Source organism: Massilia sp. 05N420, assembly GCF_056397205.1.
Window position 1 is genome coordinate 42,349 of record NZ_JBFTMX010000012.1, and the last position, 25,713, is coordinate 68,061.

Annotated in this window: 19 protein-coding genes; 8 read left to right on the top strand and 11 right to left on the bottom strand. The window is 67.1% G+C overall.

Features of this window, described 5'->3' with window-relative positions:
- Positions 1 to 133: 133 nt before the first annotated feature.
- Complete coding sequence (locus AC1DIX_RS09345) at positions 134 to 730, top strand: hypothetical protein (RefSeq protein WP_477323784.1); 597 nt, start codon at positions 134 to 136, stop codon at positions 728 to 730.
- 168 nt (positions 731 to 898) lie between these two features.
- On the opposite strand, the gene AC1DIX_RS09350 is transcribed toward AC1DIX_RS09345, so the two are convergent.
- The 6 genes from AC1DIX_RS09350 to AC1DIX_RS09375 all read right to left on the bottom strand — a co-directional run bounded on the left by AC1DIX_RS09350 (position 899) and on the right by AC1DIX_RS09375 (position 10,657).
- Positions 899 to 3,526, bottom strand: a complete 2,628-nt coding sequence (locus AC1DIX_RS09350; RefSeq protein WP_477323786.1) for an NAD(P)-binding protein — start codon at positions 3,524 to 3,526, stop codon at positions 899 to 901.
- A 152-nt stretch (positions 3,527 to 3,678) separates the two neighbouring features.
- The gene (locus tag AC1DIX_RS09355; protein ID WP_442122573.1) at positions 3,679 to 5,487 is read right to left on the bottom strand and encodes a glycoside hydrolase family 2 protein; all 1,809 of its coding nucleotides are present in this window, start codon (positions 5,485 to 5,487) and stop codon (positions 3,679 to 3,681) included.
- The gene (gene galK, locus AC1DIX_RS09360) at positions 5,474 to 6,574 is read right to left on the bottom strand and encodes a galactokinase (protein ID WP_477323788.1); all 1,101 of its coding nucleotides are present in this window, start codon (positions 6,572 to 6,574) and stop codon (positions 5,474 to 5,476) included. Before galK ends, AC1DIX_RS09355 begins: the two co-directional genes overlap by 14 nt.
- The gene (locus AC1DIX_RS09365; RefSeq protein ID WP_442122571.1) at positions 6,571 to 7,674 is read right to left on the bottom strand and encodes a M24 family metallopeptidase; all 1,104 of its coding nucleotides are present in this window, start codon (positions 7,672 to 7,674) and stop codon (positions 6,571 to 6,573) included. The genes galK and AC1DIX_RS09365 overlap by 4 nt, the downstream gene beginning before the upstream one ends.
- Positions 7,671 to 8,783, bottom strand: a complete 1,113-nt coding sequence (gene galT, locus AC1DIX_RS09370) for a galactose-1-phosphate uridylyltransferase (RefSeq protein WP_442122570.1) — start codon at positions 8,781 to 8,783, stop codon at positions 7,671 to 7,673. Before galT ends, AC1DIX_RS09365 begins: the two co-directional genes overlap by 4 nt.
- A 326-nt stretch (positions 8,784 to 9,109) precedes the next feature.
- Complete coding sequence (locus tag AC1DIX_RS09375; protein ID WP_477323790.1) at positions 9,110 to 10,657, bottom strand: dipeptidase; 1,548 nt, start codon at positions 10,655 to 10,657, stop codon at positions 9,110 to 9,112.
- 126 nt (positions 10,658 to 10,783) lie between these two features.
- On the opposite strand from AC1DIX_RS09375, the gene AC1DIX_RS09380 reads away from it, so the two are divergent.
- Positions 10,784 to 11,641, top strand: coding sequence for a pirin family protein (locus AC1DIX_RS09380; protein WP_477323792.1), 858 nt, complete (start codon positions 10,784 to 10,786; stop codon positions 11,639 to 11,641).
- A gap of 63 nt (positions 11,642 to 11,704) precedes the next feature.
- On the opposite strand, the gene AC1DIX_RS09385 is transcribed toward AC1DIX_RS09380, so the two are convergent.
- On the bottom strand, positions 11,705 to 12,073 hold the full coding sequence (locus AC1DIX_RS09385) for a hypothetical protein (protein WP_477323794.1): 369 nt from the start codon (positions 12,071 to 12,073) through the stop codon (positions 11,705 to 11,707).
- 236 nt (positions 12,074 to 12,309) lie between these two features.
- Positions 12,310 to 13,227 (bottom strand): LysR family transcriptional regulator, encoded by a 918-nt coding sequence (locus tag AC1DIX_RS09390; protein WP_477323879.1) that lies wholly within the window; start codon positions 13,225 to 13,227, stop codon positions 12,310 to 12,312.
- Positions 13,228 to 13,322: 95 nt separating this feature from the next.
- Here AC1DIX_RS09390 and lhgO point away from each other — a divergent pair, with 95 nt between their 5' ends.
- From lhgO to moaA, 4 genes are all read left to right on the top strand, one after another.
- Positions 13,323 to 14,531, top strand: a complete 1,209-nt coding sequence (gene lhgO / locus AC1DIX_RS09395; protein WP_477323796.1) for an L-2-hydroxyglutarate oxidase — start codon at positions 13,323 to 13,325, stop codon at positions 14,529 to 14,531.
- 73 nt (positions 14,532 to 14,604) lie between these two features.
- Complete coding sequence (locus tag AC1DIX_RS09400; protein ID WP_477323798.1) at positions 14,605 to 15,918, top strand: MFS transporter; 1,314 nt, start codon at positions 14,605 to 14,607, stop codon at positions 15,916 to 15,918.
- A 94-nt stretch (positions 15,919 to 16,012) separates the two neighbouring features.
- On the top strand, positions 16,013 to 17,035 hold the full coding sequence (locus AC1DIX_RS09405) for an asparaginase (protein WP_477323800.1): 1,023 nt from the start codon (positions 16,013 to 16,015) through the stop codon (positions 17,033 to 17,035).
- A 78-nt stretch (positions 17,036 to 17,113) separates the two neighbouring features.
- Complete coding sequence (gene moaA, locus AC1DIX_RS09410) at positions 17,114 to 18,163, top strand: GTP 3',8-cyclase MoaA (protein WP_477323802.1); 1,050 nt, start codon at positions 17,114 to 17,116, stop codon at positions 18,161 to 18,163.
- A gap of 6 nt (positions 18,164 to 18,169) precedes the next feature.
- Here the strand turns inward: moaA and AC1DIX_RS09415 are convergent, their stop codons facing one another.
- Both AC1DIX_RS09415 and AC1DIX_RS09420 read right to left on the bottom strand, forming a co-directional pair.
- Positions 18,170 to 18,424, bottom strand: a complete 255-nt coding sequence (locus tag AC1DIX_RS09415) for an ArsR family transcriptional regulator (protein ID WP_477323804.1) — start codon at positions 18,422 to 18,424, stop codon at positions 18,170 to 18,172.
- Positions 18,425 to 18,670: 246 nt separating this feature from the next.
- Positions 18,671 to 20,149 carry an aminotransferase-like domain-containing protein gene (locus AC1DIX_RS09420; protein WP_477323806.1) on the bottom strand — a complete coding sequence of 493 codons (1,479 nt, stop codon included), beginning with the start codon at positions 20,147 to 20,149 and terminating at the stop codon, positions 18,671 to 18,673.
- Between the two features lie 139 nt (positions 20,150 to 20,288).
- On the opposite strand from AC1DIX_RS09420, the gene AC1DIX_RS09425 reads away from it, so the two are divergent.
- Together AC1DIX_RS09425 and AC1DIX_RS09430 are read left to right on the top strand one after the other, a co-directional pair.
- Positions 20,289 to 22,592 (top strand): FdhF/YdeP family oxidoreductase, encoded by a 2,304-nt coding sequence (locus tag AC1DIX_RS09425; protein ID WP_477323808.1) that lies wholly within the window; start codon positions 20,289 to 20,291, stop codon positions 22,590 to 22,592.
- Positions 22,593 to 22,710: 118 nt separating this feature from the next.
- A complete protein-coding gene (locus AC1DIX_RS09430) occupies positions 22,711 to 24,840 on the top strand; it encodes a TonB-dependent receptor plug domain-containing protein (protein WP_477323810.1) in 2,130 nt (709 codons plus the stop codon).
- A gap of 33 nt (positions 24,841 to 24,873) precedes the next feature.
- On the opposite strand, the gene fdhD is transcribed toward AC1DIX_RS09430, so the two are convergent.
- A complete protein-coding gene (fdhD, locus tag AC1DIX_RS09435) occupies positions 24,874 to 25,692 on the bottom strand; it encodes a formate dehydrogenase accessory sulfurtransferase FdhD (protein WP_477323812.1) in 819 nt (272 codons plus the stop codon).
- Positions 25,693 to 25,713 lie beyond the last annotated feature (21 nt).

Consider the following 25,713-nt stretch of genomic DNA (forward strand, 5'->3'; position numbering starts at 1 on the left):
GACGTCCTTGACGTGGCTCATGCCCAACCCGAGTCAGCTGGAACGTCGCTCCCAAACGCGCCTCTTATTCGAGTGGCACGCGATATCATCGCGCACCTACCTGACCTATCCATCCCATCAGAAGGAGTTGATCATGAAGCTAAAACACCAGAGCGTACTCCTGGCGGGCTTGCTGACGCTGGCTTTCGGGCTGTCCGCGTGTAAATCCATGCAGGGCGACAAGGGCAGCATGGAAAGCGGCAGCTCCACCAGCAGCGGCGGCAGCGGCGGCATGTCCGGCACCGGCGCCGGCACCGGCAGCAGCGGATCGGCCGGCTGGGGCGGCGGCACCGGCAGCTCGGGCAGCTCGGGCACCTCGGGCAGCGGCACCTCCAGCAGCGGCTATGAGGGTGGCGGCGGCACCGCGAGCGCCACCACCGGCCAGGGTTCCATGGGCGCCTCGGCGGCGGGTTCGTCCACGGCGGCGAGCTCGAGCCCGAACGCCACCGTGATGGCGGTCGAAGTCGTGCCGCGCACGGCCAGCGGCATGGCGGGCGCGGGTTCGGTCGGCGCGGCGGCAGTGGGCGGCAGCGGCAGCAGCGGCACCACCGGCAGTTCCTCGTCCGAGCGCGTCTACCGCGTGACCCTGCGCATGGACGATGGCAGCACCCAGGTGATCACCCAGGAAACCACGCCGGATTTCCGCAGCGGAGACCGGGTCAACCTGTCCGACGGCATGATCAAGCACTGAACAGCCGCGCCAGGCCGGACGAGCGGCGCTCAATAAACGCGCTCCACCAGATGGCCCCGCTGTGCCAGCAGCCGGGGCAGCATACCTAGCCCGACGAAAGTCCCGCTGTCCTCACGCATCAGGCAAGAGCAGCAGCGGCAAGCCGGCCCGGGCGAAGGGGCCCATCGCCTACTCCGCGCTGGCTTTCTGGGTGCGGGCGCGCTTGTCGAGGACGATTTCGGCGCCCCGCTTGCCGGCCAGCAGGGCGTGATCGGAGTTGTAGTACTCCCACTCGCTGTAGCGGCCAACCAGGGTGATGTCGAACTGCTTCAGCCAGGCCTTGCAGGTCTCGACATTGAGCGCACGCTGGTGGTCGTAGAGCACATAGGCGTAGGGCATGTCGACCTGGTTGCTGACGAGGATACGGTCGCCTTCGCGGATCATGCCGACCCGGCGGCAATCCTCGATCGCGCGGGCGATCAGCTCCTCGCCGTCGAGCGGCAGCGGCTTGGTCGGCGAATACGAGATCTCGCAGGTGAAGCCGAAGCCGCCCGGCGGATTGCATGCGGGCGCAGCGTTCCCCTGCACGAAGATGCGGTGGAAGATCGTGTCGTCCGGATAGTAGATCCAGTGCTTGTCGGTGACGACACGCTTATTGTCAATTCCTAAGCCGATGTTGACGCAGCGGATCGACACATGGCGCAGGCCACGGGCGGCATTCCTCACCTCTTCCGGCGCCTCGTCGCCGATCGCCTTGATCAGCTCCGGCAGCGGCATGGTCGAGATCAGGTCGTCATAGCGGAAGCGGCGGCCGTCGGCCAGTGCCACGATGTGTTCGCGCGGCAGCACCTGCACGACTTCGGCGCCCAGCTCGATCTTGCCCTTGATATGCGGCAGGAAGCCGTTCATCAGCGCCTGGAAGCCGCCCTCGAGCGGATAACCGAAGCGCGCGTTCGGCCCGACCGGCTTGGGCGAAGGCTCGAGCGCACCCTGCACGATCTCTTCCAGGTTCGGCAGCGGTACGCGGCCGCCCAGCCAGGACGTCTCCATCTCGGCCAGCGGCACGGTCCAGAGCTTGCGGTTGTAGGGAATCGCGAAGTGCTTCGCGATGCCCTTGCCCCAGACCTTGTAGATGAACTGCTCGAAGTTGTTCACCTTGCCCCGCACCGAACGGTCGGTGTTGCAGACGTCGGCGGTGCCGTCGGCGCAGCAGTCGTCGATGGCCTGGGCCTCGTCGTCGAGCTGGGCGTCGTTGGCGGTGTAGCGGGCCTCGATGGCTCCCATCACGCACTCGGTGATGACCTTCGGCGGCAGGCCGTACAGCGCGCCCTGGAAGGGATAGCGGGTGTACACGCCCTTGCTGTAGATCCAGGCTTCGCGGTTCTGCCAGTGCACGTTATCGCCCAGCAGCACTTCGTACATCTTCAGCACATAGGGGTCGTTCGAGAACATGATGTGGCCGGCGTGATCGAAGGTGAAGCCCTTGTCTTCGATCGAGCGGCACCAGCCGCCGACGGTCTCGTTGCGGTCCAGCAGCAGCGCGTCCGCGCCCAGGTGGTAGGCGGCCGACAGCCCGGTCGGGCCGCCGCCGATGATGACGGTGCCGACATGGCGCGGACCCTGGCTGCGCAGCGGATTGACGTTCGGCGCGGCGCTGCCCGCCTGCGGCGCGGGCTGGCCGGCATCGTGCGAGGCGGTGCGCTGCATGGCCCGGCGTTCGCCGCGCACCGGCGTGGAATCGAGCAGCTCGTGCATGTGCCTGGCCGTGCTGTCCCAGGAAGTGGCAGCCACCACGGTTTTCATCGCCTCGACCATGTGTTCGCGCTGGGCCGGCGTCTGGGCAAGGGCCGCTTCGCAGGCGGCGACGAATTCGCGCGCGCCGCTGGCGATCGCGACCACGTGGCCATAGGGGTTGGCGACGTCGGCGATCGGCGTGCTCACGATCGGCAGCTGGGCCGCCATGTATTCGAGCACCTTGGTCGGGCTGATGAACTTGGTCGCCTCATTGATGGCGAAGGGCATCAGGCAGACGTCCCAGCCGGCCAGCAGGTCGGGCAAGGCGGCATACGGCTGCTGGCCCAGGTAGTGGATGTTGGCGCGGCGCGGCAGCCGTTGCTCGTCGATCTTGACCACCGGGCCGGCCAGCACGAGCTGCCATTCCGGATGGGCGTCGGCGAGTTCGCCGACCAGCTCCGGGTCGAAACGCTCGTCCAGCACGCCGTAGAAGCCGAGGCGCGGATGCGGGATCTCGCGCTGCTGCGGATGGCTGCGGCTGCGGTCGAGGGCCTGCTGGAAATGCACCACGTCGACGCTGCTGGGAAAGCAGTGCAGGTTCGGGTGGCGGTGCTTCTTCGCCTCGTACAGGCTGGGGCCGCCGGCGAACACCAGGTCGGCGATGTTCAGCAGCGCGCTCTCGCGCTGCAGCAGCTGCTTCGGCGGATTCTTGAACGAGGCCAGCTCGTCCATGCAGTCGTAGAGGACCAGCGCGGGCTGGAGCGACTGCAGCAGGGGCAAGGCCATCGGCGTATAGAACCAGGCGATGACCTGCTCCCCTGGTGGTGCCAGCTGCGCCACCATGGGCTGGAGCAGCCGCAGCTGGTCGTCATGGAAGCCGATGGCATGGATCGGGGTGTGCGCGCGGCACACGGTCACGTTCGGCGCGGGATTCGACCGCTGCATGAACGGGGCGCCGTTATCGTATTCCGGTTCCTCGACGAACAGGATCGGATAATGCTGCGCCAGGCGCGACAGCAGGTGCTGCGGCCGCTGGAATACGAAATCCCAGCGCAGGTGGCTGAAAACGACGATCGTAGTCATGATGGCTCCTTTGGTGGGAGCCTCGCAAACCTGCTGCGCGTTGCAGAGGCGGCCTGCGATGCTCGCCGTACCGTAAGTACGGCTGCGCTTCTCGGCCACCTCTGCGGCCGCTCGCGACGGTTTTCGAGGCCCCTGTAACTGTGTAAAGCACGTCAGGCGCCGCCTTGTCCTTTACCCTCCTTCTCAGGGTCTTGCGGGTGCAGCGGGACGTTGCGGGTTGCGGCGCTGATCACCTCGAAAGGCAGCTTGGGGGTACGGTCGGCGTTGAGCAGGCCGTTGGCTTCCTGGAAGGTGTCGGCGAACTGGGTGTAGCAGAAGCCGCTGAACATGAAGGTCTCGTTGACCACTTTCAGCAGGCGTTGGTACAGCGAGTGATAACTCTCGGCCGTATGGGCACGGGTATAGCCCCAGGTGCCGTCCTCGGGGGTCGCGTTCGGATCGAAGGCGATGCCGCCGAATTCGGTCAGCACGATGGGCTGGCCGCGATGCGGGAAGCCGTCCAGCGTCAGGATGCGTCCGCCGGGACGGCGCTGATCGAACAGCGTGCGCACGGGGTCGCTGACCTCGTAGCGTGCCTTGATCTTTTCCGGATCGCTGTCGTAGTCGTGGATGCCCAGGATGTCGGTGGCCGAGGCTTCCCAGCCGTCGTTGCCGATCACCGGGCGGGTCGCGTCGAGGGTGCGCGTCAGGTGGTACAGCGCCTCGACCGCGTTGCGGTGCGCCTGGGTCAGCGTCAGGTTCGGCACGCCCCAGGATTCGTTGAACGGCACCCACACGATGATGCAGGGRTGGCTGTAGTCGCGTTCGATGGCCTCGGTCCATTCCTTGACGATGCGCTTGATCGCATGCGGACTGAAGCGGTAAGCCGAGGGCATCTCTTCCCATACCAGCAGGCCCAGCTTGTCGGCCCAGTACAGGTAGCGCGGATCCTCGATCTTCTGGTGCTTGCGCACGCCGTTGAAGCCCATCAGCTTGGCCAGTTCGACGTCGCGCTTGAGGTGCTCGTCGCTTGGTGCGGTCAAGAAGGACTCGGTCCAGTAGCCCTGGTCCAGCACCAGGCGAAGCGGGTAGGGACGGCCATTCAGCAGCAGGCGGTCGCGGTTGATGTGGAAGGCGCGCAAGGCAGTATACGACTTGATGTGGTCGACCACCTGGTCGCCGCAGCGCAGGATCACCTCGGCGTCCAGCAGGGTCGGCCGCTCGGGACTCCACAGCAACTCGTTCCGCGAATCGTCGATGCCGGGGTCGGACAGCGCGATCTTGCGGTTCGCCTCGCCCTGCAGCAGCTTGTAGTGATCGTCCGCCATCAGGATATCGCCATGCCAGATCTTGACCTCGACGAACATGTTCTCCTGGATGTCGCCGCCGGCGAATACCTCGCAGCCGATCTCGAAGGTCTCGAAGATCGGGGTCCAGCGCAGGCTCCTGATGAAGGTGCGCGAGACCTGCTCGACCCACACGGTCTGCCAGATGCCGGTGGTGCGCGGATACCAGATCGAGTGCGGCTCCAGCAGCCAGTCCTGCTTGCCGCGCGGCTTGGCCAGCTCGGCCGGATCGTCCTCGACGAACACGGTCACGACCTGCCTGCCGTCCGCCTTCAGCGCCTGCGTGATGTCGGCCGAGAACGGCGTGTGGCCTCCCTCGTGCTCGGCCACCAGTTGGCCGTTGACCCAGACCCGGGCGAAGTAGTCCACCGCGCCGAAGTGCAGGATCGTGCGCTGCTCGGATGGTTTCAGCTCGAAGTCGCGCTCGTACCAGCAAAAGCGGTGGAAGCCGGTGTCCTGGATGCCCGACATTTCGGTTTCCGGCGCGAAGGGCACGTTGATCTCATGGGTCCAGCCGGTCACGCCGTCCGGCATCCTGCAGCTCACCTCGTCGTCGAAACGGAAGCGCCACTTGCCGTTCAGGTTGATCCAATTGTCGCGTACCAGCTGGGGGCGGGGGTACTCAAACTGGCTCATTGTTTTCCTTTCCTTGGGCGGGAACCGGGATCAGGATGCGTCCCTTGCGTCCCTCTTTGTTGTAGTTGGAGAGTGCGGTTCGTGCCGCCTCTTGCGCCTGGCCGGCGCGGCACAGCGCCACGCAGGCGCCGCCGAAGCCGGCCCCGGTCAGGCGTGCGCCGAGCACGCCCGGGGCGGCGCGCAGGGCATCCACCAGCAGGTCCAGTTCGCGGATCGAGACTTCGTAGTCGTCGCGCAGGCTGTCGTGCGAGGCGTTCATCAGTTCGCCGAAACGCTCGGCCGATACGCCCTTTGCAGCTTCCAGCACGCGCAGGTCTTCCAGTACCACGTGGCGCGCGCGGCGGCGCAGCGGCTCGGGCAGCTGCTCGACGAGCTGCGGGTCGGTGACGTCGCGCAGGGCCTTGACACCCAGCTTGCGCGAGGCTTCCTCGCATTCGGAGCGGCGCTCGTTGTACTTGCTGGCGGCCAGGGTGCGCGGCACGCCGGAATCGATGACGATCAGCTCGCTTCCGGCCGGCATCTGGACCAGCCGGTGCTCCAGCGTGCGGGCGTCGATGAACAACATGCTGCGCTCGTCGCACAGGCTGGACGCCATCTGGTCCATGATGCCGCAGTTGACGTGGGCATAGTCGATCTCGGCGCGCTGGGCGATCTGGGCCAGCTTGACGTCGTCGAGCGAGAAGCCGAGCAGCTGGCGCAACGCGCGCAGGGTCGCGACTTCGAGCGCCGCCGAGGACGACAGGCCGGAACCGACCGGCAGGTCGGTGGTGACGAACACGCGCAGCGGCGGGATCTCGACCCCGGTGGCCTCGACCAGGCGGATGCAGCCTTCGATATAGCTGCCGAAGCCCTGCGGCGCGCTGCCGCCCTTCGCCGCGAAGGTCACGTTGCCGTCCAGGGTGCCGGAATACAGGTGGTGCTGGTCGTCCTGGCTGTGCGCCAGCGCCACCGAGGTGCGCTGGGGCGTGGCGACCGGCAGCATGAAGCCGTCGTTGTAGTCCGTGTGTTCGCCCAGCAGGTTGACCCGGCCGGGAGCCGATGCGCACGCCTCCGGGGCGCCGCCGAAGAAGGTTTCTGCACTTGTCATGTCAACTCCAGCCAAAGCGGCCGCACACGGCCGCCGATGTTCGCCGCCGGCCACTGCGGGTCGAGCGTCAGGTTTTCCAGCCCGTTCGCGCCGAGCAGGAAGCTGTCCTCGATCACCATGCCCTCGAAGCCGGGGTTGAATGCGAAGGCCATGCCGGTCTCCAGTCCGGTCGCGGTGCTGGGGCTGACGGCGAGTTCGCAGGCCTGGTAGCCGGCGATGCCGCCCAGGCGCCGTTCGCGGATCGCATCCGGCCGGTTGGCGTGGCGATAGGCGGCGTCGAAGGCGTGATACACCGCCGCCAGCGACTGCCCGGGGCGTACCGCGTCCAGTCCGGTCGCCTCCAGGCGCAGCAGCTCCTGCTGGACGCCAGGCGCCGGCCCGAAGCTGGCCGAACGGGACAACCTGGCGATCAGGCCGTGCCTGCGCGCGCAGCAGGACAGCGTAGCGCGCGCGCCGAGGGTTTCATGCGAAGGCGTGGGCCGGCGCCACTGCCCCATCCGGCGTTCGCCGGCGGCCAGCACCAGCGCCGGCTCGATCCCGCGCCGCAGCAGGGCGCGCGCGCCCTCCCCCGCCAGCCGGTATTCGGTCCAGTCAGGGCGCGCAGCGCGCAGCGCTTCGCCGATCGCCTCGGCCGTTTCGCGGCCCAGCCGGCGGTAGCGTTCACTTTCCTCCACGCCCAGCACCATGCGGCGCAGCTTCAGGCTGGCGGGCAGCGCCAGTTCGCCGTTGTGCGGACGGTCGGACAGCACGGCGCGACCGGCGGCCGCGCCCAGCGCATAGGTCTCGTGCAGCTCGGGCTCGGTCCAGGGCGCGATGTGGAAGGTGAAGCCGGCCGGAATCTCTTCCTGGCGCAGGCGCTCGGCCTCGACCTCGTCGGTGAGCACGCAGGCTTCCTCGGGCGTGACCAGCAGTTCGGCCACGCAGGCCTCGCAGCCTTCCGGCGCGAACGGCGCGCCGCCCGCCGTCGCCCAGGCGAACCAGCCGGCGCCGCGCAGGCGGATTGCACCGGCGCCCGCCTGGGCCAGCGCTTCGCGCAGCAGGGCCAGCTTGGCGGCGGCTTCCGCGCCGCGCACCGCCAGCGGATCGGCGCTCACGCTCATGCGCCATCCTCCAGGTTCACTTCGACCTGCTGCAGCTCGTAGGCCGTGGTTTCGGGCAGCACGTCCATCGCGAACATGCCGGCCGCCAGCTCGGTGCCGGCCAGGTACTTCAGGCGGTCGCGGGTGCGGTACGGCGGATAGAACTGGCAGTGCAGCTGGGTTTCCGGATGCTCGGCGCCGTCGGTGGGCGCCTGGTACCACGCCATCAGGTAGGGGAAAGGCCGGTCCCACAGATTATCGAACTTGAGCAGCACGGTCTTCAGGGCGCGCGCCAGGCTCGCGCGCTGCGGCGGGGTGAGCGCGGCGAAGTCCTTGCAGGGGGCGGTCGGCATCACCCACACCTCGTAGGGATAGCGGGCGCAGGCCGGCACGAAGGCGATCGCATGCTCGTCCTGGAACAGCACGCGCTTGCCGTCGGCGGCTTCGTCGCGCGCCATGTCGCACAGCAGGCTGGAGCCGTGCTGCAGGTAGTACTCGCGTTCCTGGGCCAGCTGGCGCGCCGGCACCGAGGGCACGAAGGGATAGCAGTAGATCTGGCCGTGCGGATGGTGCAGGGTCACGCCGACCTCCGCGCCGCGATTCTCGAACGGCAGCACGTACTGGATGTGCTGGCGGCCGCCGATGCGGGTGGTGCGGTCGCCCCACACCTGCAGCAGCAGCTCGATGCGCGACAGCGGCAGCCGGCCCAGCGCAGCCTGCGGATCCTGGGTGAACACCACCACTTCGCAATGGCCGTTGGCCGGCGCGGTCGGCACCGTCAGCACCGGCGGATCGTGGGAATCCAGCGCCAGCGACGGGAAGCGGTTGTCGAACACCGCGATCTCGTAATCGCCGGCCGGCATCTCGGTCGGGTGCTGGGGGTCGCTGGTCGGGGCCAACGGGTTGTACTGCGGCGGCGGCTGGTAAGTCCTGTTTTGCCGGAACGCCGCATAGGTGACCCACTCGCCGCGCAGCGGATGCCAGCGCAGGTGCGGATTCGCATGTTGCGGGTCGGGAAATGGGCTCGGCGCAACCAGGCCGGCCGGGATCGGCTTGTTACTGTAGAGGGTGAGTGGGCGTCCGTCTGGCTTTACGAGTTCTTGGATGTGCATGGCGATGATGGCGGTCATGTCGGGTCAGTGACCGATCCTATCATGGCGTTTTCGACACATTTTCCAAGTGTCAGTGCGGGGTTTTCCGGCCATCAACAAGCTCATGCGGAAGGCTTCCGGCAAGCACAGGCTCGGGCGCCCACTCTCCTAGGGAGAGCGTGGAACGAGGGCAGTTTTCCCCTATGAAGCGGGACCCCTTGTAGGCTTAGACCTACAGAACGATTAGAAAATTTCGCAGATTTTGGCGAGGCTTCCGCCTACATGTCAAAACGCGGGATCGAAGCGGGCGGCGGGGGTCGGAAGCGGTCCCGGACGCATCGCCGCGGGACCGCGATGGTGAATTCTTACTGCGCGAGTTCGGCCAGTACGGCCGTGTACATCTCGAGGTTCAGCAAGAGTTGCTTGAGGGTGATGAACTCGTGCTCCGAATGGCCGGTGTAGACCGTACGCGGCATCGCCGGGCCGAAGCTGACGGCGCGCGGGAACAGGCGCGAGTTGGTGCCGCCGCCGACCGCGACCGGCTTCGGATCCTTCACGCCCGTAAAGTACGAGAACACCTTCATCAGAACCGGCAGCTGCGGCGCGTCCTGCTGGATCCAGGGCTCGCCGATCTGCACCTTCACATCGGCCAGCTGCATCGCGCCGTGCGCGCCCTGCCATTGCGCCAGCGCGGCGTTGATCTCGTTGGAGAGCTGCTGGGCGGTCTTGCCCTGCGGGCGGCGGATGTTGATCGACAGCTCGGGACCGTCCCCCTTCTGGCGGATCACGGTCGGGGCGAAGGTCATCGGCCCCATGAAGCCGTCGCGGTAGGCGATGTTGCCGAACTTCTCGCCGTAGTAGCCGGTGCCGACCATCTCGTTGAGGAAGTTGACCAGGGCGCCGGCAGGCGTGTCGGGCCAGGCCTGCACGGCCAGCGCGTCGGCCAGCATGCTGATCGCGTTCAGGCCGTCCTCGGGTTTGGACGAATGCGCCGACACGCCCTTGGCCGCGATCTCCAGCTCGCCGCCCTTGCGTTCGAAGGTGTAGCGCATGCCGGTCTGCTTCGCGGCGCGCTGCCTGATCTGGGTTTCGAGCGCCGGGCTGGCGTTGGCGATGGTCGCCTGCGCATCCTCGGGGATCTGGCTGCCGAAGAAGCCGCCGCCGAACTGCGCAACGACGGGCGAATCCTGCGCCGGCTGCGCGCCCTTCGGGAAGGTGACGGCGACCGTGCCGTAGCCCTTTTCCGCCGTCACCGCCGGGTACTCGGCGTCCAGGGTGATGTTCACCTGCGGCAGCGGATGGGTCTTCACGAAAGCGGCCAGCGGCTCCCAGTCCGATTCCTCGGCCATGTAGACGTAGAGCTCGATGCGCCTGGACAGCGGCAGCTGCAGGTCCTTCAGCGATTTCATTGCGTACAGGGCGGTGGCGATCGGGCCCTTGTCGTCCTCGGCGCCGCGCGCCAGCAGCTTGCCCGGTTCGCTGGTGCGGTCCAGTTCGAAGGGCGACTTCTTCCACTTCGACGGGTCGACCGGCTGCACGTCGCCGTGCGCGATCATGCCCACGCGCTCGAGGGCGTCGGGCGCGCCCAGGCCGATCACGACCACGTGGCCGTAGTCGGCGAAATCAAGGCCGAGGCGCGTCGCCTCCGCCTTCAGGAAATTCTTGAAGCCGATGTGCTGGGGGTTGCGCTCGACGGGCAGGTCCTTGTCGGCCACCGTGTTGTAGCTGACCAGTTTGGCGAGGGTGTCGACGACGTCGTCGCGGTAGGCGGTGACGGCGTGCTTGGCGGCCTTGACCGCGGCCTCGCCCGGTACGGCGGGCGCGGCGGGTGTCGCGGGTACGGCATTGACGGCGGCGGCGGTGCCGGCGGCGAAGGCCAGCAGCAGGCCGGCCAGGGTCTTTCTTGTTTTCATTGAAGCTTGTCTCCTTGTTGCAAAAGCGCAAGGAGTCTAGCACGGCCTCAGCGGGCCGGCGCGCGCCGCCGGCAGCGCGGAATCGGTTATCGTATGGGGAAACGAACAACATCAAAAAGGACAGGCATGAGCTACAAGACCATCCAGCGGCTGCACCCGGCCATGCGCGACGATATCGGCGACCTGATCACCCAGCGCCCGGTGCCGGGCCCGCACCTCGACCAGGTCGATCCCTTCCTGTTCCTCAACCACCAYGGTCCCCAGGTCTACCCGCCGCACAACGGCGGCCTGCCCTTCGGCCCGCATCCGCACCGCGGCTTCGAGACCGTCACCTTCATCCTCGACGGCATGCTGGCCCACCGCGACAGCGCCGGCCACGAAAGCGTGATCGGCCCGGGCGGCGTGCAATGGATGACGGCGGGACGCGGCATCGTGCACGCCGAGATCTCGCCGCGCGAATTCATGCAGAACGGCGGCCCGCTCGAGATTTTGCAGCTGTGGGTGAACCTGCCCCCTGGCCTGAAGATGACGGCGCCGCGCTACGTCGGCCTGCAGCGCGACCAGATCCCGGTGGTGGAAACCGACACCGGGCGGGTGCGCGTGCACCTGGTGTCGGGCGAATTCCAGGGCGTCAAGGGCCCGGTCGAATCGCTGACCGGGGTCTTCATGAGCACCGTGGAGATGCAGGCGGGCGGCCGCCTCTACCTCGACAATCTGCTGGACCGCAGCGTCTTCCTGTACGTGGTGCGCGGCGTCATCAGCATTGCGCCGGACACCGTCGGCCCCTTCCACCTGGCCCAATTCGACACCGTCGGCGACGAACTGGAAATCATCGCGGAAAAGGACTGCCTGCTGCTGCTCGGGCACGCCGAACCGATCGGCGAGCCGGTCGTCGCACACGGCCCCTTCGTGATGAACACCCGCGAAGAGATCAACCAGGCGATCCTGGATTACCAGGCGGGACGCTTCGGGGATCCCTTCTGAGGAATGAATCGCCGGCCCGGTCCCATCGGCCAGGCCGGCCGCTTGATGTGTCCGTACAAGGTATCAGCGGCGGAACTGGGTCAGCTGCACGTTGTCCGGGAAAGCCTCTTCGTCGATCTCCACCCGTGCGCCGCTGTTTTTCGCCACGAACTCGGTGCGCGACAGGGGGAGCAGTTGTTCGCGCTTGCCGTCGACTTCCATGAACATCTTGCTGTCGCGGCTGGTCAGGCGCAGCATGCGGCCATCCTTCAGCTTGAAGGAGCCGGTGGCGTCCGCGGCCTGGCCCGGCGTCAGGTGGATCAGCTGGCTGGTATTGCCGTACACGGTCACGGTGTTGCCGTCGGCGCTGACGGCCACCGGTGCGGGTTCGGCCAGGGCCAGGGTCGAGACTGCGGCGGCGCCGATGAAGGCCAGGACTTGTTTGATGCGCATGATTGCTCCCATTCACTTTTCGATATAAATCACGGACCGAAGGCGCCTCATCAAAACAATTTATGATCGCGCTACGGGTCCACCGTTTTTCATATCGCCGCATCCCAGAATGTGCGGCGAGTGATGGAAGTGTATGCAGGCCCTGCGCAAGCGTCAGCCGGTATCCGCCGAAGCGTCGAAAACGCGGGATGAAATGCCGAAAACCGGCGCCAAAGCGTTGGCAATATGTATAGAAATCAGACCAGCAAAGGCAGGCGCGCGTCGGCGGAAAAGTCCACCGCACTCCTTGCCAGCGCCAGCATCTGGTCGACCAGGGGGCGCGAATCGCCGCGCCGCCACTGGAAGGAATAGGTGAGCGGCCGCGGCACGTGCTCGTCGCTCAGGATGCACACGAGGCCCTCGCCTACCAGCTTGCGCGCCCATGCCTCGGGCAGAATGCCCACGCCGACCGACGCGATCAGCATCCCGGCAATCGCACCCCAGTTGTTGCAGCTGATCCGTTCAACCGCCGCGATCCCGTGCGCCAGCAGCCAGTCGTCGATCAGGCGCGTGGTCCCGGCGCCGGGCGGCAAGGCAATGATCGGCTGCCTGGCCCGGATCATCCCGGGCACGGTCCCATACTGCGCCGCCGCCGCCGGTGTCGCCGTCCATACGAACTGCGCCTGCGCGATCGGCTGCGACAGCATGGTCTGGCGCGACGAGCGGCCGGCGATGATGGCGAAGTCGAGCTCGCCGTTATCCACCTTCGCCTCGAGCACTGCGCCAACGTCGACATAAGGTTCCAGCACCAGCTTCGGGTACTGCGCCCTTGCCTGCGCGATGAAACGGGGCAGCCAGGTCAGGGCGCTGAGCTCGCCGACACCGAAGGCGCAGCGGCCGACCAGGCCTGCGCCCGGCGCGAAGGTATTGCGGATGCCGGCGGCGGCATCGAGCAAGTCCAGCGCCCGCGGCAACAGGCCTTGCCCAGCCTCCGTCATGACCGCGCGATGGCCGCTGCGATCGAACAGGCTCACGCCGAGCGACTCTTCGAGCTCGGCAATACGCTTGGACAGCGAAGAGACCGACAGGTGCAGGCGCTCGGCCGCGATGGCGAAATTCGCGCAGCTTGCCGCCCAATAGAAAGCCTCGAGTTGTTTGAACGTCATTACCAGCACTTGTTCGACAAAAGGAAACAAGTTTATCTGAAATTTTTCGCTTTTCATCGATATTCATGCCGCTAACATGCGAGTGTCATTCTCGAAAGGTGTGTATGAGCAAGAAGCGCTATGCCGTCATTGGCGGTGGTATCAATGGACTGTCGGTGGCCCGGCAATTGTTGCTGGACGATCCGGACGCCTCGGTCACGGTATTCGAAAAAGAGACGGCGGTTGCGCAGCACCAGTCGAGCCATAACTCCGGCGTCGTGCACGCCGGCCTGTACTACGAACCCGGCGGCCTCAAGGCGCGCCTGTGCCGCCGCGGCGTCGAACTGGTCAGGAACTACTGCCTCGAACATGCCATCCCCTACGACGAGTGCGGCAAAGTGGTCGTCGCCCTCAACGACGAAGAACTGCCGCGCCTGGATGCCATCTACAAGAAATCGCTGAACAACAAGGTGCCCGGCGTGCGCATGGTCGGCCCGGAAGAGCTGCGCGAGATCGAGCCGAATTGCATCGGCATCCGCGCCCTGCATTCGCCGCATACCGCCATCGTCAGTTACGGGCAGATTGCCCGCCGCATCGCCCAGGAGATCGAGGAAAAAGGCGGCAGCATCCGCCTGAATGCACCGGTATCCCGCCTGATCGAACGCGGCGGCCAGATCCATGTCGAACTCGAGAGCGGTGAAGTGCACCCCGGGCATTTCGACTTCGCAATCGCCTGCTCCGGCCTCCAGTCGGACCGCCTGGCCCAGCGCTCCGGAGACGAGGCGACCCCGAAAATCGTGCCTTTCTTCGGCCAGTACTACGTCATCGACGAGGCCTTCAAGTCGCACGTCAAAGGCCTGATCTATCCGGTCCCCGACCCGCGCTTCCCCTTCCTCGGTGTGCATTTCACGAAGCGCATCGACGGCCAGATGACCATCGGCCCGAACGCCTTCATCTCGCTCGGCCGGGAAAATTACGACGGCAAGCGTTTCAGCGCGCGCGATATCGCCGACTTCCTCACCTATGGCGGTTTCTGGAAATTTGCATCGCGTAATGTGCCCGCCGCGCTGCGCGAACTGAAGACAGTCCTCAGCGAATCGGTGTTCGTGCGCGAAGCCGCCAAGTATGTACCGAGCCTGTCCGAGGTCGGCGTGACCCCGGCCGTGCGCGGCATCCGGGCCCAGGCCATGCAGGGCGATGGCTCCCTGGTGGACGATTTCGTCATCCGCCGCCAGGGAAACATCACGCACATCCGCAACGCACCGTCGCCTGGCGCCACCTCGTCGATGGCGATTGCCGAGTACATCGTGCGCGAAGTGATTCCCGGCCGCTGAACCGCAGCCCGCAAGCGGCCCTATTCAACAGATTCCAGATAACACATAACAACCAGGATCCAAGGAGACATACATGGAGATGCGCAAACCCGATTGGGAAACGCCTGAACAGGCGGCCAGCCGCCTGAAGCGGGTGGCAACCGCGACCATCGTCGGCTCGATGCTCGAGTGGTACGACTTTTACCTGTACGCGACGATGGCATCGATCGTCTTCAGCAAGGTGTTCTTCGATGCGTCGAATCCGTCGACCGCGTCGATGATGGCATTTTCCACCTTCGCCATCGGCTTCGTGGCACGCCCGCTCGGCGGCGTGTTGTTCGGCTACTTCGGCGACCGCTTCGGCCGCAAGAAGCTGCTCTACGTGACCTTTTTCCTGATGGGTGTCTGCACGACCGCCATTGGCCTGATTCCTTCCTACGCAAGCATCGGCTTCTGGGCCCCRCTGCTGCTGGTCATCATCCGTATCCTGCAGGGCCTGGGCGCGGGCGCCGAATTTGCCGGCGCCTCCGTGACCTCGTACGAGCATGCCAGCGACGACCGGCGCGGCCGCCAGGGGTCCTGGCCGGCGCTCGGCCTGAACCTCGGCCTCCTGCTGTCGTCCTTTACGGTGTACCTGCTGACCCTCGGCGGCGACAAGTTCCTGCAGACCGGCGGCTGGCGCATCCCCTTCCTGCTCAGCTCCGTGCTGGTGATTGTGGGTATCTGGGTGCGCAAGCGCCTGCCGGAAACGCCGGCGTTCGACCGGGCGGAAGCCGGCGGCGCCGAGAAAAAGCCTTTCAAGGAACTGTTCGGCACGAACCGCGCCGGCCTGCTGGTCGTCTTCCTGGTGGCGATCGGCTACAACGCCCTGAGCTACATCTTCAAGACCTTCTCGCTGGCCTATCTCACCCAGTTCAAGGGTGTGTCCGCGAACGTGACCTCGCTGTCGGTGACGCTCGCGAGCCTGGTTGCCATCGTCGCCGTGCCGACCTTCGGCTGGCTGTGCGACAAGTACAGCAGCAAGAAGGTACTGATCGTCGGCGGCCTGCTGTCGGCACTGTTCGCCTACCCCTTCATGGCGCTGCTGGCCAGCGGCCAGAATTCGCTGATCTATGCGGCCCTGATCGTCGGCACCGGCATCCTGGCGCCGATGATGTTCGCGCCGCAAGGCTCCTTCCTCAGCCGCCAGTTCTCGGTGCAGAGCCGCTCGACCGGCATGGGCGCGGCCCGCGAAATCGGCACCGCGATCGCCGGCGGACTCGCGCCGTTGTGGGCGCTGTCGATGGTCGCCAGGTCGCCCGGCCATGCCACCGGGGGCGTCGTCCTGATCCTTGCCGCTTCGGGCCTGATCCTCTCGCTGGGCTCGGCATTCGACCAGGGACACCGCTTCAGCAAGCACAAGAACTGAGCAGGATTGCCGCAGATGCATGGGTTTTCGCGTCCTGCGCGCCCCGGTGCGAATATCCGCTAGAGTTTCGGAATCGATCATCAGGACGACACCCATGCATCCAGTCCCCCTCGTCGCCACCAGCCGTGGCTATCCGGAGACCGGCTACCCGGTCGAGAACATCCATTTCGGTTCGATCGCCGTGGTCGACGCCGCCGGCCGCCTGCTGTACTCCAGCGGCGATCCCGACGCCATGGTCTTCACGCGGTCGGCGCTGAAGCCCTTCCAGGCCCTGCCCTTCATGCTGGCCGACGGCCCGGCGCGCCTTGGCCTCACGCTCGACGAACTGGCCCTGCTGTGCGCCAGCCACTCGGGCGAGGAAAAGCACCTGGCGGGCGTCCAGTCCATCCTCGGCAAGATCGGCCTCGACGAGACCCACCTCGAATGCGGCTGCGCCACCCCGCTGTACTACGACGCGGTCGGCCTGCCGCCCCCGGCCGGGCGGCGCTGGCGCACGGTGCACCACAACTGCTCGGGCAAGCACAGCGGCTTCCTGGCCTGGTGCCGCCTGCACGACGTACCGACCGCCGGCTATGTCGGCCCCGGCCACCCGCTGCAGCAGGCGATCCGCGCCACACTGGCCGAGGCGGTGCAGATGAACGAGGAAAACCTGCCGACCGGGATCGACGGCTGCTCGGCGCCCAACTATGCGATGCCGCTGGCGCGCCTGGCCCACCTGTATGCGCGCCTGGCGCAAGGCGGCCGCGATGCGCGCCTGGGCAGCGTGCTGGGCGACCTGTTCGATGCGATGACCAAGCGGCCCGACCTGGTGTCCGGCGAGGCGCGCACCGACCTCGCCTGGATGACGGCCGGCCGCGGCGACTGGGTGGCGAAGATCGGCGCCGACGCGGTGCAGGCGATCGGCGTGCGCTCGGCCGGCATCGGCATCGCGATCAAGGTCGCGGACGGCGCCGTGCGCGCCCTGCATCCGTCCACCTTCAGCGCGCTCGATCAGCTCGGCCTGCTGGACGCGCAGCGCCGCGAACTGCTCGAACCCTGGCGCGCGCCGGCGATCCTGAATGCGCGCGGCATGCCGGCCGGCGAGGTGCGCGCCGTGTTCACCCTGCAGCCGGGCTGACGCCAGCGGAACTGTACTGCCTGCGCCCAGGCCCGACTGTATGCACGCGGTGCGCGCAAGCGCTGCTATCCTCGCCGCATGAATCCATTCCTGCCCGCGACGGGCCTCACCGACACCTTGATGCGCCCCCTCAAGGACTTGCGGCTATCCGTCATCGACCAGTGCAACTTCCGCTGTACCTACTGCATGCCCAAGGAAGTCTTCACGCGCGACTACCCTTTCCTGCGCGCGGCAGAGCGCCTGTCCTTCGACGAGATGACGACGCTTGCCAGGACCTTCGTCGGCCTGGGAGTGGAAAAGATCCGGATCACCGGCGGCGAGCCGCTGCTGCGCAAGGACCTGCCGCGCCTCGTCGAAGCGCTGGCGCGACTGGAGACACCGGCCGGCAAGCCGGTCGAGATCGCGATGACGACCAATGGTGCCCTGCTCGCGGCGCAGGCGCGCGCGCTCAGGGATGCGGGCCTGGGCCGCGTGACCGTCAGCCTCGACGCGCTCGACGATGCCGTGTTCCGCGCCATGAACGACGTCGACTTCCCGGTCGCCCGGGTGCTCGACGGGATCGAGGCCGCGCAGGCCGCCGGACTGGCGCCGGTGAAGGTGAACGCGGTGATCAGCAGGACCCGCAATGCGCACCAGGTCCTGCCGCTGGCGCGCCATTTCCGCCACAGCGGCGTCAATCTGCGCTTCATCGAATACATGGACGTCGGCGGCGCCGAAGGCTGGCGGCTCGACCAGGTGGTGACGGCGGCGGAGATGCGCGCACTGATCGACAGCGAGTTCGCGCTGGTCCCGCAGCCGGGGCATGCCAGCGATACCGCCAACGGCTTCCGCTACGCCGACGGCGGCGGCGAGGTCGGATTCATCGCCAGCGTATCGAAGCCGTTTTGCGGCGACTGCACCCGCGCCCGCGTCAGCGCCGACGGCAAGCTGTTCCTGTGCCTGTTCGCGGCGCGTTCGGTCGACCTGCGTCCTTGGCTGCGTGCCGGCCGGACCGACCAGCTGGCGCAGACGATCCGCGCCAGCTGGAGCACGCGCGCCGACCGCTATTCGGAACAGCGCGGCGCGCTGCGGACGCACGGCGGTGCGGGACGCTATCCGGTAGTCCGCATGTCGCTGGTCGGAGGATAAGAGCTCTCAGGCGCCGAACCAGCCGGCGCACAGCTCGCGCCCGGCCGCCGTCAGCGTCACGCTGCCGCCGCCCTCCTCGTGCGCCGCCACCTGCACCCAGCCGGCCTCGGACAGCAGGCTCAGTTGCCGCGTCAGGACGCTCATCGGGCGCCGCGTGCGCTTGCTGGCCCGCGCCAGCGAACAGGACCTGGACGGCGCCTCCTGCGCCATCCGCCACAGCTGTTCGAGCAGGCCGGCCAAGGCCGCCTCGCCCTCGTTCATTTGTTCATTGCTCTTGTCCATCGCCGCAGCATACTGCGGCCAGCCCGGGGGCAAGGAATACAGATGCATCGGGACAGGACGGACACAGCGCTCGGGCGACTGCATCCTTTTCATGCGAGCAGTTCTGTACCGCAGAGCAGGTTACGGCTGCGCCGACACTAGCGGCCTTTTGCGGTATCCGAAAGCTCTACCATGTTCGACACGACGATTGACCAGCTCGCCGACTCCGGCGCCGCTGCGCGAACGCTAGGAAGCGTCCCCGGCCAGTTCGGCCACCAGGCGGCCGAGCCGCTTCACCGCGGCTTCGACGCGGGCGCTCCACGGGTAGCTGTAGTTCAGCCGGATGAAATGATCGAAGCTGCCGCGCGCCGAGAACATATTCCCGGGGCCGACCGTGATGCCCTCCTCGAGCGCGCGCGCATACAGCGTCATCGCATCGACCCCGCCGGGCAGCTCCACCCACAGCACATAGCCGCCCTTCGGCTCGCTCACCCGCGTGCCTTCCGGGAAGAAGCGCAGCACGGCCGCGGACATGATCCGCGCCTGCTGCGCGAAGGCCTTGCGCATCTTGCGCAGGTGGGCGTCATAGCCGTCGTTCTGCAGGTATTCGGCGATCGCCAGTTGCGGCAGCGAGGAGGTCGCCAGGGTATTCAGGAACTTCAGCTTTTCCACCTCGGCCGTGTAGCGGCCCGGCAGGCACCAGCCGATCCGGTAGGCCGCCGTCAGGCTCTTCGAGAACGAGGCGCAGTGCAGCACCAGCCCCCTGGTGTCGAAGGACTTCAGCGAGGTCGGATGGCTGTCGCCGTAATACAGCTCGTGGTAGACGTCGTTCTCGATGACCGGGATCCCGTGCGTCCCCAGCAGCTCGACCAGCGCGCGCTTGCGCTCGTCGCTCATCTGGAAACCGAGCGGATTCTGGAAGTTCGGCATCACCATGCAGGCGGCGATCTTCTGGCTGGCGATGACTTCGGCCAGCGCCTCGAGATCGATGCCCTCCTTCCGATCCGTCACCACCTCCACGGCGCGCATCCCGAGCCGCTCGATCGCATGCAGCATGGCGTAGTAGGTCGGCGACTCGACCGCGATGGTGTCGCCCGGCCGCGCCACCGCCTGCAGGCACAGGTTGATCGCCTCGGTCGCCCCGACCGTGACGATGATCTCGCCCGGATCGACCGCGAGGCCGTTCTCGAGGTGGCGGCGGGCGATCTGCCGGATCAGCTGCGGATGCCCCGGCGGCAGGTCGTTCATCACGCTCCACTCCTGGTGGCGGCGCGCGATCGCATTGGCGTACTGGCTGAGGCGCTTCCACGGGTAGCTGGACGGATCCGCATACGGCGATCCGAGCGGCACCGCGCCGCCGGTGTGGATCGAGCGCAGGGTCTTGAGCACCAGCCGGCTGACGTCGACCTCGGACGACAGCATCAGCGGCGCAGGGACGTGCGACGGCGGCGGCGCCGGCTTGACGCGCGGGCGCACGAAATAGCCGGATTGCGGCCGGCTCTCGACGATGCCGCGGCTTTCGAGCAGCACGTAGGCCCGCAGCACCGTGGTGATGCTCAGGTTGTGATGCTGGCTGGTCTGGCGTACCGAGGGGATTTTTTCGCCTTCGAGCAGGACGCCGCTGGCGATCTGGCTCTCGATTTCCGCGGCGAGGGTTTCATACAGTGTGGGCACGCCGGCAGTATAGCCGAAGGGCTGCGGCGCTGCCGGAGGCTGCCGTTCCATGTTCCGTACTGTGCTCCTGTCAACAGGAGGATTGTGTGCACGCTGCCGTCGGGTAAGCGGGCGTACTCTGTCGACTCGACTCGGACCGGCACCACGTCGCGCCGGCCGTGTCGCCAGATACAGGAGTACAGGAGTAATCGTGGGAAAACAAAACAACGAAGGTTTCGTCGCGCCCTACACCCATGCCGCCGCCGGCTGGGGTGCGGTCAAGCAGGTGGCGATCAACCTGTTCAGGGAAAAGGTCAGCGGCAGCAATTACAAGACGCTGTTCAGGCAGAACCAGCCGGACGGCTTCGACTGTCCTGGCTGCGCCTGGCCGGACCGCGCGCATGCATCGACCTTCGAATTCTGCGAGAACGGCGTGAAGGCGGTCGCCGCTGAAGCGACCGGCAAGCGCGTCGGTCCGGATTTCTTCGCGCGCCACACCGTGGCCGAACTGATGCGGCAATCGGACTATGAACTGGAGCAGCACGGCCGCCTGACGGACCCGTTGGTCTACGACGGCGCCAGCGACAAATACGTGCCGATCGCCTGGGCGGACGCCTTCGCCCTGGTCGGGCGCCACTTGCAGGCCCTGCCCGACCCGAACCAGGCGGCCTTCTATACCTCCGGCCGCGCCAGCAACGAGGCGGCCTTCCTGTTCCAGCTGTTCGTGCGCCTGTACGGCACCAACAACTTTCCCGACTGCTCGAACATGTGCCACGAGCCGACCAGCCGCGGCCTGCCCGGCACGGTGGGCATCGGCAAGGGCACCGTCACCCTGGAAGACTTCGAACAAGCCGACACCCTGCTGATCTTCGGCCAGAACCCGGCCACCAACCATCCGCGCATGCTGGGCGAGCTGCGCGCCTGCGCCAAGCGCGGCGCCACCATCGTCTCGATCAACCCGCTCAAGGAACGCGGCCTGGAACGCTTCACCGACCCGCAGGCCCCGCTCGAGATGCTGACCAATTCCAGCACCAGGATCGGCACCCTGTTCGTGCAGCCGAAGCTGGCCGGCGACCTGGCCCTGATCAAGGGCGTCGCCAAGCGCGTGATCGAACTGGACGACACCGCCCTCGAAGCCGGCCTGGCGCGCGTCATCGACGTCGGCTTCATCGCCCGCCACACCACCGGCTTCGAGGCCTTCGCCGCCGACCTGCGGGCCGAGAGCTGGGACGACATCCTGACGGAGTCCGGGGTCGCGCGCGAGCGGCTGGAGGAGCTGGCCCAGGTCTACGTCAAGGGCAAGCGCGTGATCGCGACCTGGGGCATGGGCCTTACCCAGCACAAGAATTCGCTGGCGGCGGTGCAGCTGCTGTCCAACCTCATGATGATGCGCGGAAATATCGGCCGTCCCGGCGCCGGCCTGTGCCCGGTGCGCGGCCACTCCAACGTGCAGGGCGACCGCACCGTCGGCATCGAGGAGCAGCCCTCCCAGGCCTTCCTCGACCGCCTCGGCAAGGCCTTCGACTTCGAGCCGCCGCGCCACCACGGCTACGACGTGGTCGAGACCATCAAGGCGATGCTGGACGGCCGGGTCAAGGTCTTTATCGGCCTGGGCGGCAACTTCGCCATCGCCACCCCGGACACCCCGCTCACCTTCCAGGCCCTGCGCTCCTGCGCGCTGACGGTGCACGTGACCACCAAGCTGAATCGCAGCCACCTGGTGCACGGCCAGGACGCCCTGATCCTGCCGACCCTGGGACGCACCGAGATCGACCTGCAGCAGGGCGTCGCGCAAGGCGTGACGGTCGAGGATTCGATGAGCATGGTGCACATCTCCTACGGCATGAACAAGCCGGCCTCGCCCAACCTGCTGTCGGAACCGGCGATCGTCGCCGGCATGGCCGCGGCGACCCTGGGCAGCACCAAGGTCGACTGGAACTGGCATGTGGCCGACTATGCGCGCATCCGCGATGCCATCGAGCGCTCGATCGCCGGCTTCCACGAGTACAACGCGCGGGTCGCGGTACCCGGCGGCTTCCATTTGAAGGTCGCTTCGCGCGAGCGCGAATGGGTCACGGCCAGCGGCAAGGCGCAGTTCGTGGTGCAGGAAATCGACAAGGACACGCCGATCCACCGCGCGCGCGCGCGCCACGGCGAGCGCCTTCTGGTGCTGATGACGACCCGCTCGCACGACCAGTACAACACCACGATCTACGGCATGGACGACCGCTACCGCGGCGTGTTCGGCATGCGCCGGGTCTTGTTCGCCAACCGGCTCGACCTGGAGATGCTCGGCTTGCAGAACGGCCAGTGGGTCGACATCACCAGCGTATGGGATGACGGCGTCGAACGCCGCGCCGAGCGCTTCATGCTGGTCGAATACGACATCCCGCGCGGCTGCCTGGGCGCCTACTACCCCGAGACCAATGCGCTGGTGCCGCTCGACAGCGTGGCGACCGGCGCCGGCACGCCGACCTCGAAATCGATTCCGGTGCTGCTCAGCGCCTGCATGTGAAGGAAGGCGCCGGCTTCTCGGCCGGCGCGTCCATGGACGCGGAAATTTCTTGTTGTTAGCAATTTAAGCTGCTAGTGTTTAGCACATTAATTACTACACAACCCGAATTCATATGCATATGAAAAAACTGACGGCCGCCCTGTGCGTCGCGCTGGCCGCCGCATCCGCGCATGCCCAGCAGTCCGCCGACAAACCGCAGCAGGTCGAAGTACGCGGCTCGCTCGACGCCTACGACCCGCGCCGCGACGACACCGCGGCGAAGATCGTCGTCAATCGCGAGGAGATCGTCAAATACGGCGATACCAGTGTGCTCGACGTGCTGAAACGCGTGCCCGGCGTGACCGTCAGCGGTGCCGGCGGCCGCGGCAGCGAAGTGCGGATGCGTGGCCTCGGCAACGGCTACACCCAGATCCTGATCAACGGCGACCGCGCGCCCGCCGGTTTCACCATCGATTCCCTGTCGCCCGACCTGATCGAACGCATCGAGGTGCTGCGCGCCGCCAGCGCCGAGTTCTCGACCCAGTCGATTGCCGGCACCATCAACATCGTGCTGAAGAAAACGGTGAAGGCCGGCGAGCGCGAGCTGAAGACGGGCTTTGCGCGCGGCAGCGAATCGCTGGGCCCGAACGCCAGCCTGCAGCTGTCCGACAAGGCGGGCAAGCTGGCCTGGTCCGTCGCCGCCAACTACGCCCACCAGCATCACGACCGCACGGTGCGCAGCGACCAGGAATTCGACGGCGCGGCCGGCCTTCCCTACGGCCTGCGCCTCGGACGCCAGCTGGAATCCGGCCGCTTCTCGAATTACAGCCTGACCCCGCGCCTGATCTGGACCCTGGACAACGGCGACACCCTGGCTTCGCAGACCTTCGTGAACGTCAACCGCTTCCAGAACGACAACCGCACGCTGATCGACACCGTGCTGGGCGCGCCGCCGGTCTATCCGGCGCTCCGCCAGACCATGAGCAACGACGTCAAGACGCTGCGCGAAGAAGCCAACTGGGTGCACAAGTTCGAATCCGGCGCCAGGCTGGACGCGAAGCTGAGCGGCAGCGTCGGCGCGGCCGCGAACGCGACTTACCGCAGCGCCGATCCGGCCCTGCATGAACTGATCCGGTCGAACGCCAGCTTCCGCGAAGCCAGCACCAAGGGCAAGTTCACCAGCGCCAGCCGGGAAGGCCATGCGCTGGCCTTCGGCTGGGACGGGGGCTACCAGACCGAGAACGATGCGCGCCGCGAGCGCGATGCCGGCCAGCCCGAGCTCGCGCTACCCGGCGGCGACGAGTTCTATACCGGCGACGTGACCCGACTGGCGCTGTACGGCCAGGACGAGTGGAACCTGACGCCGCGCTGGTCGGTGTACCTGGGCGTGCGCTGGGAAGCCATCCAGACCCGCATCGAAGGCAATACCTTCGCTACGGTGCACAAGCGCTCGAGCGTCTGGAGCCCGCTGTTCCAGACCCTGTACAAGCTGCCGGGCACCAAGGCCGACCAGCTGCGCTTCGCGCTGACCCGCAGCTACAGGGCGCCAAGCCTGCAAAGCCTGATCCCGCACCGCTACACTTCGGTCAACAACGACCAGACCCAGCCCGACAGCACCGGCAACCCGGACCTGAAACCGGAACTGGCGCTCGGCATCGACGCCGCCTACGAACACTACTGGGCGGAAGGGGCGCTGCTGTCGGCCGCGGTCTCGGCGCGCAACATCGACAACAACACGCGCCTCCAGACCGTCTTCGACGGCAGCCGCTGGGTCGCGCGTCCGGTCAACACGGGCCATGCGCGTGCGCGCAGCATCGAGCTGGAAGCCAAGTTTCCGCTCAAGGCGCTGATCGACACCACCACCGCGCTCGACCTGCGCGCCAGCCTGTCGCGCAACTGGTCCAGCGTCGACAACGTGCCGGGCCCGCACAACCGCCTGATGGGCCAGACTCCACTGTCCGCCACGCTGGGCGCAGACTACAAACGGGGCGCGTTCTCGGCCGGCGGCGGCTTCGTCTTCAAGAACGGCGGCGAGGTGCAGGTGTCGACCAACCAGGTGAGCTATGAGAGCGTGCGCCGCGACCTCGACCTGTACGCGCTGTGGAAGTTCACGCCCAAGCGCCAGCTGCGCATCGCCGCGTCCAACCTGCTCGGCCAGGACTACCTCAGCGCCAGCAGCTACACGGTGGCCGGCCAGGGTACCCAGCGCAGCCGCACGGTCTATCCGGGCTCGGCGACCTTGCGCGCGACGCTGGAAACGAAGTTCTGAACGCTGTCGGGCGCGGCGGCGCTCAGGTGCCGCTCAGGTGTATTCGACGAAACCGTCGAGGCGGCAGAAGCTGGCCAGCTTCAGGCCGGCCTGGGCCGCGATGTCGATCGCCAGCGAACTGGGCGCGGAGATCGTCGCCAGCATCGGGATGCCCATGCGCGCGGTCTTGCGTGCGAGCTCGTAGCTGGCGCGGCTGGACATGAAGACGAAGCCGCCACGCAGGTCGGCGCGCGCCAGGGCCAGGTGGCCGACCAGCTTGTCGAGCGCATTGTGGCGGCCGACGTCCTCGAACACGGCGGCGATGGCGCCGTCCAGCCCGCACCAGGCCGCCGCGTGCACGCCGCCGGTCTCCCGCATCAGGGTCTGGTGACGCGRCAGTTCGGCGGCGGCGCGCGCGATGGCCGCGCCGGGGTCCGCCGGCAGCGCCGCCGGCGCCATCTTTTCCGGCGCCAGGTCGAGCAGTTCCAGGCTTTCGATGCCGCACACCCCGCAGCCGGTACGTCCGGCCAGCGCGCGGCGCCGTCCCTTCAGGCGCTGGAAGGCTTCCTGGGCCACGGTCAGCTCGACCTCGGCCGCGCGCGCATGCAGGCGCAGTTCGATGTCGTAGATCTGCGCACGGCTGTCGACCAGCCCTTCGGTCAGCGCGAAGCCGGCCGCGAAGGCCTCGAGGTCGCGCGGGGTGACCATCATGACCACCTGCGAAATGCCGTTCACCACCAGGGCCAGCGGCATCTCTTCGGCCACGCTGTCCTCGGCCGCGCCATGGCTGGCGCCGCGGTGGCGCACGATGGGCCGCAGCTGGAAGCCGGCCGGCTCCGCCCGCGCGGCGTGTTCTGCAATCGATTCTCTCATGTCCCCGATGGTAGCCTGACG